The organism is Amylibacter sp. SFDW26 (assembly GCF_009184395.1).
Taxonomy (GTDB): domain Bacteria; phylum Pseudomonadota; class Alphaproteobacteria; order Rhodobacterales; family Rhodobacteraceae; genus Amylibacter.
Genome location: NZ_WEIC01000001.1, coordinates 783,771 through 802,039, shown reverse-complemented (window position 1 = coordinate 802,039; position 18,269 = coordinate 783,771). Strand labels below are relative to the sequence as shown.

Sequence of the window (18,269 nt, the reverse complement as noted above, 5' to 3'; positions counted from 1 at the left end):
TATCAAATAGGGGGATTTTATCTGTACTCGGAATCCCATTATATCGAAGTTCCGATATTGGTTGTCGGATCACGTAATTAATGGGATTTCAAATCAAATAAAAACAACTACTTAGTTTTTTCAATTATAAGACTGTGAGTAGAGGGGTCGAATGTCCGCTATGACGGACAAAGCGGACATTTAAAAGATTTCCATTACAATGCTTCCATCTTTAATTCCGAAGTCTAATATTACCGCTTCATAGTCAGTTTCATCTGTAAAAAAGTCTACATAATCACCTGAAGCCAAACACATGCGTAAAACAAGTGGAGGTAGAAATTCAAAATGGGTAGGTACTTGGGGAAACGCCGCCAGATGAGATGGTCTCCGCGCGGGGCACATAACGTGGCAGTCACCCGAGCGGCCGTTCTTGATGGACGTTTGTCAGTTTCAAATGCCATGACAGCGGCATGAGACCCCCAAGTTTTGCCCACTCCCGAAGTCAGATCAACGCAACTGGCCACACGGGCTGAACGGGGAATAGGTCGGTTATGACGTTTGGGGAAAATTCATCAGACCTTCAGAAGTTCCCATATTATTCTGCCTTAGCGGCATCCTACGAACGAACCCCTTCCGATGGGGTCATGTCTGATCTTTCCATAGCTGCGTAGAAGCTGGCCTCTACCTAGCTCCACCGCTTTCGAAAAACACCCACTTCCTCCTCAGTATAGAATTTCTTGACTGTGTCGTTGTTATAGAACCAATCCAACTCATCATCCGAAAGACACAACTGAGAGACCACTTGCTTATAAAATGCCTGGTAACGTGTCTCATTACCCTGGTTAGGAGACGGAAAATGGGACAAAGACTTTCCAATAAACATGCTGGCCGTTCTCATCAATCGTTCATGTGCCAAAGGTACTTTGAGATCCTCCATTCGGTAAACAAGTGCCTTGTGTATATTATCAAGCAGAATTGCGCCTGCATTTCGGTCAAAGGCTACTGATTCAAAGTTAAATCCAAATGCGGGAGACAGCTCTTCTTCGAGCCATAGATCATAGCTCCCAATCATCTCAGCCAAAAGAGTAACGAAAGTGTCGTCACAAGCGTCCTGTCCGCGAGCTACTGCAAGAGCTCGGTGAAATACTTCGAGTACATTCTCCGGTGTAGCATTATCCCGCTGAGCTATTGGAAGTCTCTCATATCCATATCGATCTCCCAAAAAGGTGACGGCTGAGATTGCCCGAGCGACCGGATCGCGGACACCAGTAATTATGGTTGCCGGTGGGCCAACCCAGCACCCCTCTTCTATAAACTCCGTCGCTCGGGCATCTGGACAGCTCAAGCCGCGGTCTACTAAGTGCTTTATGGTCTGCGAAGGGGGCTTGGCCGCGGCAAGTTCGTGGTACTTAGTAGTTCGTTTGGTCGAAATGACATGAAAGTGACTTATCATCGCATCAGGAAAGTTATGACTCAACAATTGATACCATGACCGCGACGCAACCTTTGCCATTTGGAAAATCAGAAAAATGCGCGATTGCTTGTCTATCCTGGTGAGGTCGTTCATCGAGCTATCACATCTTCTAGCGCTGCCCGGAGTGTCTCATGTTCTAGAAAGATTTCTGGAGCTATCGGCTTGCCAAGGTGTTGTTCAAGATCAAACGCCAACACCACCATGTCCATCGAATCCGCTCCTAAACTATCATATCCGATGTCGAGGTCTTTTTCGCTTACTTCGCGACCTAGAAATTTTTGCAATCTTTCTAAGGAAAGATCAATAAGTTCCTGCTTGTTCATTGTTTACTCCAGTGTGATAGGGAATTTTGAGTATTTCGTAGCAATTCGGTCTTCACTGAATGACCGTCCTTCACGCGCAACGATCTCTGAGAACTCAGAAAGATGCTCCAGCGATATCGCAACCGCCTTACGTGTTAATGTCATACCGCTACAGAAATGCCGGCCAGTACCAAATTGTATACCAGCCTGGTGGTTTTCGTTGAACTGATGAGGGCACTCATAAGCGGTTGGGTCGCGGTTCGCAGCTGATAGATTTATCAGGACCGTTTCGCCTTTTGCGATATTTTGATCGGCAATCATCGTGGGTTTGTTTGCAACACGATAGACGGTCTGGATCGCAGCAGATAATCTGAGAAACTCTTCAACTAGGTTTTTTTGATCGGGCCATTGTTGTGCACTTATTCGACCCTCGAAAGCGTCTAGGAGCCGCCCCAACCCCAAGCTGAGCGTTCCCGCCGTCGTGTCTCCACCAAGTACTGTCAGAGCTGTCAAAAATGATGCCTTGGAGTCGTGATCGGCTGGCATGCCTGCTGCTTCGAAGTGTTGCCCCATATTAGCCAAGATGTCATTCTCAGCAGAACTTCTAAGAACCTCGTCATAGTGAGAAAAAAGCTCTCGAACCCGGATTGTGGCGTTCTGGACAGAGGATAAGTGCATGTCGACACCCAAGATGCCTTCGGCAAACGTCTTTTGCGCCATCCAGGCTCGCCTTTCGGGCGCAATATCGCAGATTCTACCAATAGCGTCGCTATGAATACGGTCCGCGTATTCTGTTGCAAAGTCCCCCCCACCGTTTTCCTTTAAGGTATCAAGAAGCTCTCGGGATGATTGAGCGTATGCACTTAGATAAGCATCCTGGTTATCCGCTAAGAATCTGCCAAAAAGGCTGCGCAATTTCTTATGGCGCTCCCCCTCTTGCACAATCGGTAAGAATGTAGCGAGATGCGCAAGAGCTTCCAGCTGATACTCTGTTTGTCGGGCCAGGCGATTATATAGATTGCTCAGGTTGAATGTGTGTAAATCTCGGTTTCTTAGTGCCTCCGTGGCGGCGCTCTTTGAAAGAACAAGCCAAATTCGCATGGAAGAAGACCAAAGGATATCTCCTTCCGCGCGAACATTGTCATAGACACGGCCGGGATCAGCAGTATTAATCGGTCGTCTGATAAAGCTATCGGTGGTTGGTTTGAATGACATCTTCTCTGGTCCTTTCTTTCAGGGCCCCTTTGATCAGCAGATCTCGGGCGGCGGCGCGTATTACTTTGCCACTGCTTGTTCTTGGTAAGCTTGCATTTCGTAGAATGACTATTCGAGACAACTTGACTCCTAACCTTGAACCAACTTGCGAATTGAGTTCTGACAAATGATTGAATTCCTGGGACTTGCGTACTTCGATGAGTATACACAGACCTTCTGTTGAATCTTGTGCGATACCAAAGGCGGCTACACCACCTGGAACCATCTCTGGCACCGCGGCTTGAGCTATTCCCTCGACATCTTCCGCGAAGATATTCCTACCTCTGAGAATGATTTTGTTGGCTTTGCGACCCGTGACGCAAAGCTCACCATCTTTGACAAAGCCAAAATCGCCAGAAAAGACGGGTGGGGCCGTGTGCTGATTTGCAAAACTACGCCAATCTTTTCCGATTGGAACAATGTGACCAACACTACGTCCAGATAAGACCACTTCGCCCTCCTCGCCATCAGCGCATTGCAAACCATCTCTCCAAACTTCAACTTTCAATGCATCAATAGGCGAACCCAAGAGCGCAGTGTCATCGTTATCAAATACCGGACCTCCGCGGCGTTGTCCGCTGCTGACAAGTAACGTCGCTTCCGCAAGTCCGTAACAGGGGGCGAGCGCGTCAGGAGAAAGGCCGACAGTTTCAAATGTCTCAATTAAGCCCTCAACTGTAGCTCTCCGGACAGGCTCGCCACCAATTACGGCGGTCTTAAGACAAGAAAGATCTATGTCGTCCGGTAGTCCACTTTGTGCTGCATGAACCAAACTTGCGTAGGCAAAATTGGGCGCGCTGATGCTGGTGGCGCGCCAATTGTTAATGGTCGAAAGCCAGCTTAGCGGATTTTGGATAAATAATGTTGGCTTGAGCAGTACGGACAATGCACCGCTCCAAAGTGCAGATATAACGCTGCCAACAAGCCCCATGTCATGATGAAGTGGTAACCAATTCACGCCAACGGATTCCGGAGATAAATTATAGCTACTGGCAATTGCCTTGCAGTTTTCCACGATCATCTGTTCCGTAAGCACAATCGCTTTCGGCGCGGAGGTTGTCCCTGATGAAAACTGTACTACCCCTCCACCTCGTTGACATAATGCGTGGCTTGAGCGTGCTTTGTCTGACGAAAGCGGTTCAATTCTTTGAAAAACCGCACCGCCCGCATTGGGGCGGAGTTTCTCAAGCTCGAAATCCGTTAAGTCATGAAGGATGATATTTGGCCTGCTAGCATCGAGAATATGAATATTTCGTTCAAGGATCTTGCGATTTAAGCTACCCGTTCCAGGAATGGCGAAGCCTCCACGCATCCAGATCGCCAGTAGCCCTATAATAAAGTGCAAGTCGTTACGGCAAAAGAGCAAAACACCAAGAGGTTGTTTCACACTAGATACTGGAAGAGAGTCAGATATAAACGCGCTCCTAGCCCAAAGCTCCGACCAACTAAGCGCTTGACCAGGATTAGAACGATCACTGATGTAGACAAAAGCGTTTTCATCTGGTCGTTCAATAGCATGCCTCTCAACACGTTCGAGGATACTACAACCATCTGAAAACTGAATCACGCTTGATCACCATCGCTGAATTGGTTGCCGAGAACGACCTCACCAATCGGCAAATTTTCTCCGGCGCTAATCGCGTTCGAAATCAGTTTAATATATTGAGATAGCTGATCGATTGCTGGCGCCCTAAAGAACTGGCCTTGCTGTACTTCAATCGCCCCCCAGGCTGAGGTACCTGACTGGCCTTGGCGTATCTCCAAGGCTTCCGCAATAAAACGCTCATATGGGTCACCTGCCTGATCAAATATTTGAAAAACATAACCAGGATAATCACTTACAAACTGACAATCTAAAACGATCAAGGCAGGGATGTCTATTTTATGCTCTAGAAGTATACGCGCCATTGCTTCTACTATTGCAGTAGCTTGATTGTCTCCACCTAATATCAGGGGACCAGTCCCATGACATTCCAAGAGTTCTTCAACAAATAACTTCGCTAAGCGAACTGATTGTTCTGGGTCGTCACCTATTTTACAATTAAAGGAGCGAGCCGCATAGAGCGGTTGGCTTGAACCAATACGGAATGCAAGTGAATAAGGTTCAATCCAATTATCGAAGCACCAAAAAATCGGAAAATTTTCTCCAGTTTCGTTTAGTTTTAGAAATATACCGTCGCCTTTGAGCAGACTATCGGGTAGTAGATTTTTGTTTCGCAAAACCTGTTTTCGTAGTTCTTTCATATCATTTTTTAAGAACGGCTTAGATATCTGGGGAGTGTCAATATTCACGATGTATTTTTCTCCTAATACAATTTAAAGTTGTAAATGGCTTGAAGTGTTCATCTCGTTTAATGTTAGTTACGTTTAGAATGTTTCTTTGGAAAGCATTTATGAACGCGCGCTGAGAAATCGGCGAAATCATGCGATCACTTGATTTTTTTGGGTCAGGACTTCGGTAAGGGAGTGGGCAAAACTTGGGGGTCTCATGACGCTGTCTTGGCATTTGAAACTGACAAACGTCCATCAAGAACGGCGTTTGTGGGTGGCTCCTGCATTGCAAGTGTTTTCTGGTGATATTTGCGGTCATGTTCGTCAGTACTGTCGTCTGTCCGGCCTGTTTATGTTTTGGCGCAGCTTACCCCAACACCCACAGGTTTTACCCACTCCCGTCTAGTGCCGAGCCGCGCGATGCAGTTTGCCATATATTCGCCCAGGTGCGGTGTCGTGATATGCAGACAACTCCTAAACGTCTTCCAATATTGTTTAAAACCATAAGAGGTGAAGTATTTTCCTCCTTCGTAGGCCGTAATGCATGTTTCTACGATATGGATGCCAATTCTTTTTTAATGGAAGTTATCAATGATGGTGCAATTGGTGAGGCTTACACAGATTTTGATTTTTGCGATCATCAACTTGAACCAATAATACTGAAACGGCTTCCTAATGAGTTAAATACAACAAAAAATAGATTACTCAGCTTAACTCTATCACATTCGTTTTCTGTACTTTCAGATGAAGAGTTAAGATACTCAGGAGGGGTTAGTAATATCGATACATATGAGGATTTGTATTCTGGACCGCTAAAGCATGCGTGGTGTGGACGATGTCTCATGGAGGATCAATCGAAGGGTAGGGATCAATATATGCGACTTCTCTGGTCTTTAGGGACCAATACATTTTGTCCTAAGCATCGATTACCTCTGACATCACACTGCTTAAATTGCTTTGATAGGGCTGCAAAACCACAATTTGCGTATGATGGGAAGCAATCGGTCATCATTTGTAGCCGATGTGGGGCTAACTTAGGCTCTCAACTTGGTTTGCAGAATATCTCAGACAGAAATGCATTGGGTATCTTAAGTGATCGTAGTGTTAAAATGGCATGGAATGCTGTTGTGCGGTTGGAAAATACACTCAGACGTTCACTTGCTTCAAAGATAACTGATAAGAGGCTTACCTTGTTTAGAACATTCATTATCGAATTTTCTAATATTTTGTTGAAATCAAGCCGTGGGTATATGCCAATGATTGAACATTTTTCTAGCGCAGCATTTCCAAACCGGCCTGATCCAGCAAATGTCATGAAGCTTCACAGGCCATACAGAGCGACTTCTGTAGCGACTAAACGTAAAACACATGCGCTGATCGTGGCTCTCTTAAAAGGCTGTACAAATCTCTTTACAGCTCGTGCTCCAGTTAAAAACATCTGGAGTAGGGCACCTACTATGCAAAACCTGCGTGATGAGATGTCTCCAGGTCAAAACTCAGAACTCGATGCTTTGTTTGTAAAATTTCCAGCAAGTGCATTCTAAGCATAAAAATTACAACTAGGATGATGATATGAAAGAATTTACGATAACGAAACTCAGGCGTATGCCAAAACTGGTCTATGCAGCAGCAGAGTTAGAACCCGTTGTTATAACACGGTATGGCGTTGCCAGCTTTGTTCTGATGGGCTCTAAATACTACTAAGAGCATTTCTATCTAAAACTCTTGCGATTTAAAGATTTTACAATAGGGGCGTTTGTTTTTACAATGAATCCTATTATATCAGTCTCATTATATAAAGGTTCCGACATTGGTAACTTCTAATACATATAAATCGTATAATATATATTATGTTAAATAATTGTAATTAAATGATAACAATAAGTTACGCAAACTACTTTAATGATACTTTACCCTATGCGTTTTAAACCTAATTTATTATATAACATATTAAATAAGATTTGGACTCAGCATCAAATGCAAAATTTTACCGATCAAGATATGCGCAATGCTTTATCAAAGTTTGCAACTGGTGTGACTATCGTGACAGCCTGTGATGCTGATGGTCAAAAAGTTGGTATGACGGCAAGCAGTTTTAATTCAGTATCTATGGACCCTCCTTTGATTTTATGGAGCGTTCGAAAAAATGCGCTTTCTGCTGAGGTATTTAAAACCACAAAGAATTTTTCTGTTCACATTCTTTCTGCAGATCAAAAAGAACTGTCTAATCAATTTGCGCGCAGCGGTCACGATAAGTTCGCAAATGTTGATTATACGGTTGATCAAAACAATGTTCCACAGATTACAAACTCCTTAGTACGTTTTAATTGCATAACTTGGGCTGTCTATGAAGGTGGTGATCATTGGATCATTGTTGGGCATGTTAAAGGCTTAACAACGGCAGATGGTGATGGTCTGGTGTTTTGTAATGGATTTTACACTACAACCGCTGTTATACCTGAAACAACCACATGAACCTATAAAGTGTAAAATAACGATATTAATGTGGAGTTTATAAGTTTACGTAGTTCGACGTGACGTAAACTGTCAGTGACCCTACGTTCCTCTTGTGTTTCAGTAATTTCACGGCAAACTGATTTGGAATTTACTAATTTATTTCACATGTTGGCCCATGTGATGCAAACGGGAGAGAAAAATGCCAAGCTATACAGCACCCGCAAAAGACATGTCATTTGTTTTGCACGAAATGTTAAAAGTACAAGATGCTGATATTCCTGGATTTAATGAGTTAGAACCTGATTTCACATCAGCTGTTCTAGAAGAAGCAGGTAAAATCGCCACAAACGTATTACAACCATTGAACGAGGTTGGCGATAAAGCTGGTTGTACACTGGAAAACGGCGTTGTGCGCACTCCAGCTGGTTTTAAAGAAGCATTTGATGAATTTGCTGCTGGTGGTTGGAACGGTCTAGATTGTGATCCAGAATACGGTGGCCAAGGCATGCCGTATACATTGGCAACAGCAACTGGCGAGTTATTCAGCGGCTCAAACATGGCCTTTACAATGTATCCAGGCCTGACACACGGTGCCTACTCTGCCATTCATGCACATGCATCTGACGAGCTGAAAGCGAAATTCTTGCCTAATATGGTTGATCTGAAATGGTCTGGTACAATGAACTTGACTGAACCACATTGTGGTACTGATTTAGGTTTAATGCGTACGAAAGCGGAACCTCAGGGCGACGGTACTTTCAAAGTATCAGGTCAAAAGATTTTCATCTCTGCGGGTGACCAAGATTTGACAGAAAACGTTATTCACTTGGTTCTGGCGAAAATCCCTGGTGGACCAGAAGGCATTAAAGGCGTTTCATTGTTCATCGTTCCTAAGTTTATCGTCAAAGATGACGGTTCTTTAGGTGAGCGTAACGGTGTAAGTGTTGGTAATATCGAAGAAAAAATGGGTATCCATGGCAACGCAACCTGTGTGATGAACTACGATGAGGCCGAAGGCTATCTGGTTGGTGAAGAGCATAAAGGCATGCGCGCGATGTTCACAATGATGAACGAAGCCCGTCTTGGTGTTGGCATGCAAGGCTTGTCTCAAGCCGAAGCAGCCTACCAAAACGCAGTGATTTATGCCAAGGATCGCCTGCAAGGTCGTGATGTGACGGGTACTAAGAACCCTGATGGCCCTGCTGACCCGTTGATCGTACACCCAGACATTCGCCGTATGTTGATGAACCAGAAAAGCTTTGTTGAAGGTGCACGCGCATTTGTTCTTTGGGGCGCAATGATGTTGGACAAAGGCCATTTGGCGGATGACAAAGAAGCTATGGGCATCATCTCCCTACTCACACCTGTGATCAAAGGTTTCTTAACAGATGTTGGCTACGACATGACTGTTCAGGCGCAACAGGTTTATGGTGGTCACGGTTATATCGAAGAATGGGGTATGTCTCAGTTCACACGTGATGCACGTATTGCAATGATCTATGAAGGTGCAAACGGTGTGCAAGCGCTTGATCTTGTGGGGCGTAAAATGGCGCAAGACGGCGGTAAGCACGTGATGGCGTTCTTTGAAATGATCAAAAACTTCATTGGTGAAAACAAAGACAATGAAGATATGGCAGATTTCACAAATCCATTGAAAGAAGCATCAAAAGACCTGCAAGCTGTGATGATGTATTTCATGCAAGAAGGCATGAAGAACCCGAACGCAGCTCTTGCTGGTTCAACAGATGCCCTTCACATGTTCGGTCATGTTTGCCTTGGTTTGATGTGGTCCATGATGGCAAAATCAGCCAATGAAGCCTTAGCGGGTGATCATTCTGATCCTGACTTCTACAAAAATAAAATCGCAACTGGCCGTTACTATATGGCCCGCATGCTACCCGCTACGAAAGCGCACCAAGCACGTATTATGTCTGGTGCAGACACTGTTATGGCCCTCGACGCAGATGCGTTTTAAGGAGAATAGAAAATGACTGAAGCTTATATTTATGACGCGATCCGCACACCACGCGGCAAAGGCAAAAAAGACGGTGCTTTGCACGAAGTCACAGCCGTTAAACTATCCGCAGACGTTCTAAACGGTATTGCTGATCGCAATAACCTAGAAGACACATCACAAATCGAAGACGTGATTTGGGGCAACGTGACCCAAGTTGGTGAACAAGGCGCGTGTTTGGCACGTTCAGCGGTTCTTTATTCTGACCTTGATGAGCGTGTACCTGGTGTATCTGTAAACCGTTTCTGTGCATCTGGTTTGGAAGCTGTGAACATGGCCGCAAACCAAGTGCGTGGTGGTGCTGGTAATGCTTACATCGCAGGCGGTGTTGAAAGCATGAGCCGTGTGCCAATGGGCATGGATGGCGGCGCAATCGCTGTTGACCCTTACTTGGCTATGAAAGCCTATTTCGTACCTCAAGGTATTTCATCAGACATTATTGCTACGAAATACGGTTTCAGCCGTGATATGTGCGACGAATATGCTGTTGAAAGTCATAGACGTGCCGTTGCTGCAACTGCAGCGGGTCACTTTGACAAATCACGTGTTGCTGTAAACGACCAAAACGGTTTGGAAATTTCACGTGTGGATGAACAAATTCGCGAAGGCACAAACATGCAAGGTTTGGGCTCATTAAACCCATCTTTCAAAGCTATGGGCGAAGTGATGCCAGGTTTTGATGCGGTTGCATTGATGAAATACCCAGAGCTTGAGCGTATTAATCACGTACACCATGCTGGTAACTCTTCTGCCATCTCTGATGGGGCTGCGGCTGTTTTGATCGGCAACAAAGAATTTGGCGAAGCAAATGGTTTGAAACCGCGCGCACGTATCAAATCAACAGCTAAAATCGGGACTGATCCAACAATCATGTTGACTGGTCCAGTTCCTGTAACAGAAAAAATTCTGGCTCAAACAGGCATGAACATCAACGACATCGATCTGTTCGAAGTAAACGAAGCATTCGCATCTGTGGTGCTGCGCTTCCAAACATACTTCAACGTTGATCGTGACAAACTAAACGTAAACGGCGGCGCAATCGCTATGGGTCACCCATTGGGTGCAACAGGTGCGATGATCTTGGGTACATTGCTGGACGAGATGGAGCGCGACGACAAAGAAACTGGTTTGGCAACATTGTGCATCGGCTCTGGCATGGGTGCAGCAACGATTATTGAGAGAGTGTAAGAACAATGGCTGATTTTCAATACGACGTAGATGCAGACGGCATCGCAACAATCACATGGGACGTTCCAAACAAATCTATGAACGTTCTAAACATCGAAGCCTCTCAAGAACTAGAAGCGCTTGTTGATAAAGTTCTGGCTGACGACGCTGTTAAAGGTGCTGTGATCACATCTGGCAAAGCTGACTTTGCTGGTGGTATGGACCTGAACGTGATCGCAAAGATGAAAGAAATGGCTGGCGATAACCCTGCCAAAGGTCTTTTTGACGGCATCATGGGTTTCCACCAAATGACACGCAAAATCGAGCGTGCAGGTATGGATGCAAAAACAAACAAAGGTGGCAAACCGATTGCTGCTGCCCTACCCGGCACTGCTTTGGGCATTGGTTTTGAAATCCCTCTGGCCTGTCACCGCATCTTTGCTGCTGACAATCCAAAAGCAAAAATTGGCCTTCCAGAAATCCTAGTGGGTATTTTCCCAGGTGCTGGTGGTACAACACGTATCAGCCGTAAGTTGGACATGATGACAGGTTCGCCTGTTCTAATGAACGGTAAATTGTCTGATCCACAAGCTGCAAAGCGACTTGGCCTTATCGACGAAGTTGTTCCAGCGGATGAATTGTTATCTTCAGCCAAAGAATGGGTGAAAAACGCAACTGATGCGGACATCGTAAAACCATGGGATCAAAAAGGCTTTAAAATGCCAGGTGGTGCACCGTACCACCCCGCTGGTTTCATGAACTATGTTGGCGCATCTGCAATGATCCACGGTAAAACACAGGGTGTATACCCTGCGGCACGTGCGATGTTGTCTGCTATCTACGAAGGTGCGCAAGTACCATTCGATACAGCGATTAAAATCGAAGCGCGTTGGTTTACAAACGTTCTGATGAACCCATCATCATCAGCGATGATTAAAACGATCTTCACAAACAAGACGGCCCTTGAAAAAGGCGCTGTGCGTCCTGAAGGCGTGGCAGATATGTCTGTGAAAAAAGTGGGTGTTATGGGCGCTGGCATGATGGGTGCAGGTATTGCATTCGTATCTGCCAAAGTTGGCATCGATGTGGTTCTTGTGGACCGTGACCAAGAAGCATGTGACCGTGGTCTAGCGTCTGTTACAGATATCTTGGATCAAGGCATCAAACGTAAGAAGGTTACTGAAGAGAAAAAGGCTGAAATCCTATCTCACATCAACGCAACACCAGATTATGACGCTCTAAAAGGTTGTGATCTTATTGTTGAAGCCGTGTTCGAAGATCCAGCGATCAAAGCAACTGTAACGAAGGCTGTAGAAGAACAGCTAGAGCCATCAGCAATCTTTGCGACAAACACATCGACATTGCCAATCACAGAGCTTGCAAAAGCCTCTCGTGACGACACACGCTTTATCGGTATTCACTTCTTTAGCCCTGTGCATAAAATGAACTTGGTGGAAATCATCAAGGGTGCAAATACAGGCCCAGAAGCGGTTGCAAAAGCTTTGGACTTTGTGCGCCAGATCAAGAAAACACCGATCGTTGTGAATGATGAACGCTTTTTCTACGCCAACCGTTGTATCCTGCCTTATGTTAATGAGGGCATCACAATGTTGGCCGAAGGCGTGGAGCCAGCACTTATTGAGAATGCTGCAAAATTGTTGGGGATGCCTTTGGGCCCACTGCAATTGGCAGATGAGGTTTCTATCGACTTGTCCGTGAAAATTGTAAAAGCCACTCAAGCTGCACTTGGTGACGATTACAAAGGTACAAATGCCGAAGAAATCCTGTTCAAATTGTTCGATGAGGACCGCATGGGCCGTAAAAACGGCGCTGGCTTCTACGCTTACGATGAAAAAGGCAAACGCACGGGTATCTGGGAAGGTTTGCGTGAAAACTGGCCAGTCTCAGATGAACAACCTGACCTTGCTCAAGTCCAACACCGCCTAGCGATGCAACAGGTTCTAGAAGCTGTGCGTTCATTCGAGGACGGCGTATTGGAAGACATCCGCGAAGGTGATGTTGGCGCAATCCTTGGTTGGGGCTTTATGCCATGGTCAGGTGGCCCATTCAGCTGGTTGGACATCATCGGTGCTGATAAAGCTGTTGAAATCTGTGACGACCTGACCGAGAAATTCGGCGAACGCTTCACAACCCCTGCTCTATTGCGCGAGTTGTCGAAAAACGGCGAAACATTCTATGGTCGTTTTGGCCCAGAAGCAAAAGCAGACGCTGCATAATTATCCCAATGGACTGTTTCAGTTCTAACGGCCTGCATCGAAAGATGTGGGTCGTTTCCGTTTGCGCTTATGCTTAAGCGTAAATAGAGTGACGGCATGAGCATTTTATATTGGATATCAACAGGCTTGGTTTCAGCGATGCTGACACTAAGTGCAGGCAGTTACTTTTTTCATAAGGCGTCAATCGATGGTTTCAAAGATCTTGGGTTTCCTGATTTCTTTCGAATAGAATTGGCGATCCTAAAATTGATTGCAGTCGTTGTGTTGCTGTCCCCACAAATACCAGTCCAAGTCAAAGAATGGGCTTATGCTGGTGTTGCGCTGTTCTTGATAACAGCGATCATCGCTCATTACGCACATGGGGATCCCTTTGTATTGCATCTGGTGAACATCTTCTTCTTAGTGATGCTGGTAATTTCAAACTACACTCTCACACGGTGATATATGCTATCCAATTCTGACCTTGTTGAACTCACAGCATTTCGGCGTAATTTGCACCGCTATCCAGAGATTTCAGGTGAAGAAGAACAAACAGCCAAAACAATCGTCAAAGCGCTGGATAAACTTAAACTAACTAAGGTTTTGACAGGCTTAGGTGGTCACGGTGTTGCCGCAGTCTTTGACAGCGGTGCAGATGGTCCTACGGTATTATTTCGCGCTGAATTAGACGCTCTCCCTATCCAAGAATTATCTGATAATGATTGGGTCTCACAAATGGATGGCAAAGGCCACCTTTGCGGCCATGATGGGCATATGACAATGCTTTTAGCTTTGGGTCGCATGTTATCACGTGAGCCCATTGCAAAAGGTCGTGTGGTTTTGATGTTCCAACCAGCCGAAGAAGACGGCAGTGGCGCCCGCGCGGTTGTCGCAGATCCTGCATTCCAAGAGATCAAACCAGATTGGGCTTTTGCCATTCATAACGAACCGGGACGCCCTTTTGGTTATGTCTCAACGCGAACTGGCTTGATCAACTGCGCGTCACAAGGGTTGCAAATCAGGCTAACAGGTAAAACAGCCCACGCAGCATCTCCCGAAGATGGTGTATCGCCTACCCTTGCAGTATCTAAACTTATCCCTGCCTTAAGCGCATTAGGAACAGGTGGCACTTTAGACGATGGCTTTCGTCTTGTGACCGTAACACATGTTAATGTCGGTGAACCCACATTTGGCATCGCCCCAGCAGATGCCGTGATATATGCAACCCTACGTACGGCACATGACGGGCCAATGTCTGTAATTCATGATGATGCCTGTAATCTGGCAAAAACAATTGCGGATGAATTTGGTTTAAAAGTTGAATTCGAAACCTTTGATGATTTCGCGGCCTCTATAAATGATGAAGAGGCTACGAATGTGGCGGTATCAGCAATGAATGCGATTGGGGTTCCAAATGGCAACGAAGGCTTACCAATGCGCGCATCAGAAGATTTTGGCGTATTTGGCTGGGATGCTAAAGCAGCCATGTTATGCTTAGGCTCTGGTGAAAACTATGCAGCTTTACATAACCCAGATTACGACTTCCACGACGACTTAATCCCCGTTGGTGCGTCTATATTTGAACGGATTGCCAGAGACCTACTAGGGTAGTCAAATCATAAGCCAGCACAAATTGACTTTAAACCCCTATGCTTTTACCAAAGTATGATGGAAGAATTACAATCACTATCCTTATACGATATATATGTTCGTTTCTTTGGATCGAGCACTGTCATAGCACCTGAGTATATTCTCATCACATTGCTGATTGCATTTATCGTTTACAAATCCAAAGCAATTCAAACGGGTTTTTGGACGTGGGCGGTTCCTAAGCATATCTATACGCATTCTTCGACGTTTCTTGATATAAAACTGTTTTTCATCGGTAAGTTTTTATCGATATTCGGTTTGCTGAATAAAGTCGTATTGACCACATTCATTGCCAGTTTTTTATCGGGGCAATTTAGCAGCAGTCTGACATCAAATATCTTCACCAATCCATTTATAATTGCTGGAATTATATTTCTGGGTTCAGACTTTATCGCATATTGGCTGCACCGTATTTATCATGATTCCAAATTGCTTTGGCCAATTCACTCTGTTCACCACAGTGCAGAAGTGCTGACGCCGGCAACCACGTATCGCCAACATCCTTTTGCGATATTCATATCAACCTTTGTCCAAAGTGTTTTCTATGGTTCGGTCCAAGGCATTTTCTTAGGGTTGTTCGCGACGGAGTTCACAACCGCAGAGATTTTTGGGATCAATGCTTTCTATTTTGGCTTCTTAATCCTTATCCATAATTTTCATCACAGTCATATCTGGATAAATTTTGGCCCCTTCTGGAGCAAGATGTTTATTTCTCCCGCTCAGCACCAAATACACCACAGCATTGCTATTGAGCATCATGATAAGAACTTTGGCGAAATGCTGGCTATTTGGGATTGGATTTTTGGAACTTTGTATATTCCTTTAGAGGAGCAAAAACTTACGGTTGGTATTGCTGATGAAGCAGGCAAAAAATTACCCCAGAAACACACTGGGGTAATTACGGTTATGATCGTACCTATTTTTGATATGTGGTCTGTAGTTACTAAATCTTGGCGTTCTTTAAAGAAGTAGGAAAACTGATTTTTAGAAACCAGCAGAACCATTCCCACCAGCCGATCCATTTCCGCCAGCTGAGCCATTCCCACCGGCTGATCCATTTCCGCCTGCAGAACCACCACCGTATCCAAATATTATGGCAAGAAACAGAATGATTCCAACGACAAGTGCGCCTTCATTGCCGCCACCACCTCCTGCCGCCGGATCGGCTGCTGCAGCCCCTGCAAATGCTATTGATGCTGAGTTTATGCCAGACGAGAGTAAGGCAAAAATAAATATAGTGTGTTTTGTTTTCATGATTATTCCCCCAAATAACACACTTCTTTTAGCATATCATTTATTGAAAATCAAAAAAAACCCCGCCCAAGGGCGAGGTTTTAAGATTTCAAGCGGACTGTTCCGGTTCCATTGCTTGAAAAACTTATCCTTTTTTCGTGATAACCGGCACCAAAAGGTCACCCCAATTACCAGTGCCACTGTGATGGCGTGATGAACGGATCAACTCGACTGTTACACCAGCTTCAACAGCACGGCTTACCGATTGGTTCAGGCGGTGTAGGTCGTTTGCCAACATGCGGATTGCGCTGTCTGCTGCATCTGCATTGTCTTTTGCGCTTGGCATTGCTTTGATTTCTGCTGAATCTGTCATGTGTCTTCTCCAAGATCAACGTTGTAAATTTTTGTCATAACGGCGAAGCTCAGTAGTAAAATATGATGTAAAAATTTGAAGCATCACCGTGTAACTGAATTCAGTATTGCTATGTTTTGCCATAATAGCCAGCTAAGAGGTTTAAAATATGCAGTTTTTTCGTGTAAGGCTGTAAAGGGTATGTAAATTACGGCTTGTAAATTTGTAAATTTCTGTAAATATATAGCTATGAAAAATTAGTGAAGTTTTGTAAATGGCTGAGCAAAAGATATTCGCAGGTCCGCGAATTAGACGTATTCGCAATGGTTTGGAACTGACACAAGCTGCCATGGCTGCTGAAATTGGTGTATCTGCAAGTTACCTTAATTTGATAGAGCGCAATCAACGCCCATTAACCGTACAATTACTATTAAAGCTTGCTGCAACTTATGATTTGGACCTAGAGGCACTTAAAGGCGAGGCTGCGGGTGATCAAACGGCATTAAAAGAAGTGTTCGCTGATCCCCTACTCACAGGTGAATTGCCAGGCAATGAAGAACTTTATGAAATTGCCGAAGCTGCCCCGAATGCATCGTCTGGTATTTTAAAGTTGTACCGCGCTTATCGCGAGTCCCAAGATCGTTTATCCGATCTCAGTACATTATTGGCTCAAGAAGGCCATGATACAGGTGTTACGACGAAGCATTTGCCAAGTGATGAAGTGCGAGAGCTTTTTGAAAACCGCCCCTATTGCTTTCCTTGGATTGAAGACGCTGTTCAAGATTTCATACCAGAACGCACCTATGGTCCTGAATTATGGGTGTTTTTATTAGATTGGCTGCGTAAAAATCATAATATCACGGTCCAAAAACTGCCTGTCCACGTGATGCCACAGCATTTACGCCGTTTTGATAAACATACTTTACGTCTCTTTATTTCAGACCGCCTATCACCTGTTGAACAGCTTTACGAGCTCGCTGCAGAGGTTACATTATTGGCGTTTCCAGAAGCGATCCAAGAAGAGTTAAATTTACTGACGCTATCATCGGATGAAGCGTTACGTTTAGTTCGCAACGAATTGGCGCGATATTCAGCGCTTGCGATGTTAATGCCGTATGGTGCTTTCTTACGCGCCACTAAAACGCTCAAAAGTGATGTATCTGCCTTAGCTGCCCGCTTTGGTGTCAGCTTTGAACGTGCTGCCATGCGTATGACAACGCTTAACCGTCCAAATCAATCTGGTTTGCCATTCTTCCTGATGGAGGTTGATCACGCTGGCAATATTTTGCGGCGCTCAGGTGTAAAGGGATATCCAAAAGCCCGGTTTGGTGGCTCTTGCCCTAAATTACCTGTCTATCAGGCACTTATCCAGCCACGACAAATTCAATTGGACTTGGTGGAAACCGCAGATAGCAGTGAATATTTTGTACTGACACGCAGTGTTGATGGCCCACAGCCCGCACTTGGCGAACATATCAGACGCACAGCCCTTTTGCTGGGGTGTCCAGCTGAGCATTTGTCAGAAACTGTTTATGGTGAACATTTAGACGATGGTAAGGAGCCAATACCAACAGGTACATCATGCCGATTATGTGAACGCCAAGGATGTTTATCCCGTGCAGAAGCCCCAATTACCAGACCGCTTGGCTTAGATGAAATGACAACAGGGTTAAGTGTTTTTGATTTTAACTGACTAGAATAATTTGGACTGTGTTTTTCTTAATCAGTTGCCATAATTTCATCATGTTTTTAAATTATTTACGTAATTAGTAAAAACTAAAAGTGTGTCTTAATGAGTATCCTATCTTGTTCGCGGTTTGCGAAGTTTCTGAAAAATAATCACAATATTGATGGCATAGAAAAATTTATGCCAAAAAGCGCACTTGAAGATATGCAAAAA

Annotated in this window: 18 protein-coding genes; 11 read left to right on the top strand and 7 right to left on the bottom strand. The window is 44.9% G+C overall.

Going from position 1 to position 18,269, the window contains the following annotated elements; translation table 11 throughout:
• Positions 1–664: 664 nt before the first annotated feature.
• From F9L33_RS04075 to F9L33_RS04055, 5 genes are read right to left on the bottom strand one after another with little or no spacing between them, the layout of a single operon-like run.
• Positions 665–1,546, bottom strand: a complete 882-nt coding sequence (locus F9L33_RS04075; RefSeq protein WP_152141448.1) for a hypothetical protein — start codon at positions 1,544–1,546, stop codon at positions 665–667.
• Positions 1,543–1,776, bottom strand: coding sequence for an acyl carrier protein (locus F9L33_RS04070; RefSeq protein ID WP_152141447.1), 234 nt, complete (start codon positions 1,774–1,776; stop codon positions 1,543–1,545). The genes F9L33_RS04075 and F9L33_RS04070 overlap by 4 nt, the downstream gene beginning before the upstream one ends.
• A gap of 3 nt (positions 1,777–1,779) precedes the next feature.
• On the bottom strand, positions 1,780–2,970 hold the full coding sequence (locus F9L33_RS04065; RefSeq protein WP_152141446.1) for a cytochrome P450: 1,191 nt from the start codon (positions 2,968–2,970) through the stop codon (positions 1,780–1,782).
• Positions 2,945–4,576, bottom strand: a complete 1,632-nt coding sequence (locus F9L33_RS04060) for an AMP-binding protein (protein ID WP_152141445.1) — start codon at positions 4,574–4,576, stop codon at positions 2,945–2,947. The genes F9L33_RS04065 and F9L33_RS04060 overlap by 26 nt, the downstream gene beginning before the upstream one ends.
• Complete coding sequence (locus F9L33_RS04055; RefSeq protein ID WP_152141444.1) at positions 4,573–5,301, bottom strand: hypothetical protein; 729 nt, start codon at positions 5,299–5,301, stop codon at positions 4,573–4,575. The genes F9L33_RS04060 and F9L33_RS04055 overlap by 4 nt, the downstream gene beginning before the upstream one ends.
• Before the next feature lie 196 nt (positions 5,302–5,497).
• Between F9L33_RS04055 and F9L33_RS15720 the strand changes: the two genes are divergently transcribed.
• The 10 genes from F9L33_RS15720 (at position 5,498) to F9L33_RS04015 (ending at position 15,756) form a co-directional block, all read left to right on the top strand.
• Positions 5,498–5,686 carry a hypothetical protein gene (locus F9L33_RS15720; RefSeq protein ID WP_193221967.1) on the top strand — a complete coding sequence of 63 codons (189 nt, stop codon included), beginning with the start codon at positions 5,498–5,500 and terminating at the stop codon, positions 5,684–5,686.
• Between the two features lie 55 nt (positions 5,687–5,741).
• Entirely contained in the window at positions 5,742–6,824 is a 1,083-nt protein-coding gene (locus tag F9L33_RS04050) for a TniQ family protein (protein WP_193221966.1), read from the top strand.
• 28 nt (positions 6,825–6,852) lie between these two features.
• Positions 6,853–6,984, top strand: a complete 132-nt coding sequence (locus F9L33_RS15985; protein ID WP_255478294.1) for a hypothetical protein — start codon at positions 6,853–6,855, stop codon at positions 6,982–6,984.
• Between the two features lie 273 nt (positions 6,985–7,257).
• Positions 7,258–7,755, top strand: coding sequence for a flavin reductase family protein (locus tag F9L33_RS04045; protein WP_152141442.1), 498 nt, complete (start codon positions 7,258–7,260; stop codon positions 7,753–7,755).
• A gap of 181 nt (positions 7,756–7,936) precedes the next feature.
• Entirely contained in the window at positions 7,937–9,712 is a 1,776-nt protein-coding gene (locus tag F9L33_RS04040; RefSeq protein ID WP_152141441.1) for an acyl-CoA dehydrogenase C-terminal domain-containing protein, read from the top strand.
• A gap of 12 nt (positions 9,713–9,724) precedes the next feature.
• Positions 9,725–10,939: an acetyl-CoA C-acetyltransferase gene (locus F9L33_RS04035; protein WP_152141440.1), complete on the top strand. Its 1,215-nt coding sequence runs from the start codon at positions 9,725–9,727 to the stop codon at positions 10,937–10,939.
• Positions 10,940–10,944: 5 nt separating this feature from the next.
• Positions 10,945–13,155 (top strand): 3-hydroxyacyl-CoA dehydrogenase NAD-binding domain-containing protein, encoded by a 2,211-nt coding sequence (locus F9L33_RS04030; RefSeq protein WP_152141439.1) that lies wholly within the window; start codon positions 10,945–10,947, stop codon positions 13,153–13,155.
• A gap of 96 nt (positions 13,156–13,251) precedes the next feature.
• Positions 13,252–13,596, top strand: coding sequence for a DoxX family protein (locus tag F9L33_RS04025; protein ID WP_152141438.1), 345 nt, complete (start codon positions 13,252–13,254; stop codon positions 13,594–13,596).
• A gap of 3 nt (positions 13,597–13,599) precedes the next feature.
• Complete coding sequence (locus F9L33_RS04020) at positions 13,600–14,745, top strand: amidohydrolase (RefSeq protein ID WP_152141437.1); 1,146 nt, start codon at positions 13,600–13,602, stop codon at positions 14,743–14,745.
• A 57-nt stretch (positions 14,746–14,802) separates the two neighbouring features.
• Complete coding sequence (locus F9L33_RS04015; protein ID WP_193221965.1) at positions 14,803–15,756, top strand: sterol desaturase family protein; 954 nt, start codon at positions 14,803–14,805, stop codon at positions 15,754–15,756.
• Positions 15,757–15,768: 12 nt separating this feature from the next.
• On the opposite strand, the gene F9L33_RS04010 is transcribed toward F9L33_RS04015, so the two are convergent.
• Both F9L33_RS04010 and F9L33_RS04005 read right to left on the bottom strand, forming a co-directional pair.
• Positions 15,769–16,038 (bottom strand): hypothetical protein, encoded by a 270-nt coding sequence (locus F9L33_RS04010; protein WP_152141435.1) that lies wholly within the window; start codon positions 16,036–16,038, stop codon positions 15,769–15,771.
• 124 nt (positions 16,039–16,162) lie between these two features.
• Positions 16,163–16,390 carry a hypothetical protein gene (locus tag F9L33_RS04005; protein ID WP_152141434.1) on the bottom strand — a complete coding sequence of 76 codons (228 nt, stop codon included), beginning with the start codon at positions 16,388–16,390 and terminating at the stop codon, positions 16,163–16,165.
• 253 nt (positions 16,391–16,643) lie between these two features.
• Between F9L33_RS04005 and F9L33_RS04000 the strand changes: the two genes are divergently transcribed.
• A complete protein-coding gene (locus F9L33_RS04000; RefSeq protein WP_152141433.1) occupies positions 16,644–18,062 on the top strand; it encodes a short-chain fatty acyl-CoA regulator family protein in 1,419 nt (472 codons plus the stop codon).
• Positions 18,063–18,269 lie beyond the last annotated feature (207 nt).

Coding starts and splice junctions, on each gene's coding strand:
- F9L33_RS04075 (WP_152141448.1), bottom strand. CDS start 1,546: ATGAACGACCTCACCAGGATAGACAAGCAATCGCGCATTTTTCTGATT.
- F9L33_RS04070 (WP_152141447.1), bottom strand. CDS start 1,776: ATGAACAAGCAGGAACTTATTGATCTTTCCTTAGAAAGATTGCAAAAA.
- F9L33_RS04065 (WP_152141446.1), bottom strand. CDS start 2,970: ATGTCATTCAAACCAACCACCGATAGCTTTATCAGACGACCGATTAAT.
- F9L33_RS15720 (WP_193221967.1), top strand. CDS start 5,498: ATGACGCTGTCTTGGCATTTGAAACTGACAAACGTCCATCAAGAACGG.
- F9L33_RS04050 (WP_193221966.1), top strand. CDS start 5,742: ATGCAGACAACTCCTAAACGTCTTCCAATATTGTTTAAAACCATAAGA.
- F9L33_RS15985 (WP_255478294.1), top strand. CDS start 6,853: ATGAAAGAATTTACGATAACGAAACTCAGGCGTATGCCAAAACTGGTC.
- F9L33_RS04045 (WP_152141442.1), top strand. CDS start 7,258: ATGCAAAATTTTACCGATCAAGATATGCGCAATGCTTTATCAAAGTTT.
- F9L33_RS04040 (WP_152141441.1), top strand. CDS start 7,937: ATGCCAAGCTATACAGCACCCGCAAAAGACATGTCATTTGTTTTGCAC.
- F9L33_RS04035 (WP_152141440.1), top strand. CDS start 9,725: ATGACTGAAGCTTATATTTATGACGCGATCCGCACACCACGCGGCAAA.
- F9L33_RS04030 (WP_152141439.1), top strand. CDS start 10,945: ATGGCTGATTTTCAATACGACGTAGATGCAGACGGCATCGCAACAATC.
- F9L33_RS04025 (WP_152141438.1), top strand. CDS start 13,252: ATGAGCATTTTATATTGGATATCAACAGGCTTGGTTTCAGCGATGCTG.
- F9L33_RS04020 (WP_152141437.1), top strand. CDS start 13,600: ATGCTATCCAATTCTGACCTTGTTGAACTCACAGCATTTCGGCGTAAT.
- F9L33_RS04015 (WP_193221965.1), top strand. CDS start 14,803: ATGGAAGAATTACAATCACTATCCTTATACGATATATATGTTCGTTTC.
- F9L33_RS04010 (WP_152141435.1), bottom strand. CDS start 16,038: ATGAAAACAAAACACACTATATTTATTTTTGCCTTACTCTCGTCTGGC.
- F9L33_RS04005 (WP_152141434.1), bottom strand. CDS start 16,390: ATGACAGATTCAGCAGAAATCAAAGCAATGCCAAGCGCAAAAGACAAT.
- F9L33_RS04000 (WP_152141433.1), top strand. CDS start 16,644: ATGGCTGAGCAAAAGATATTCGCAGGTCCGCGAATTAGACGTATTCGC.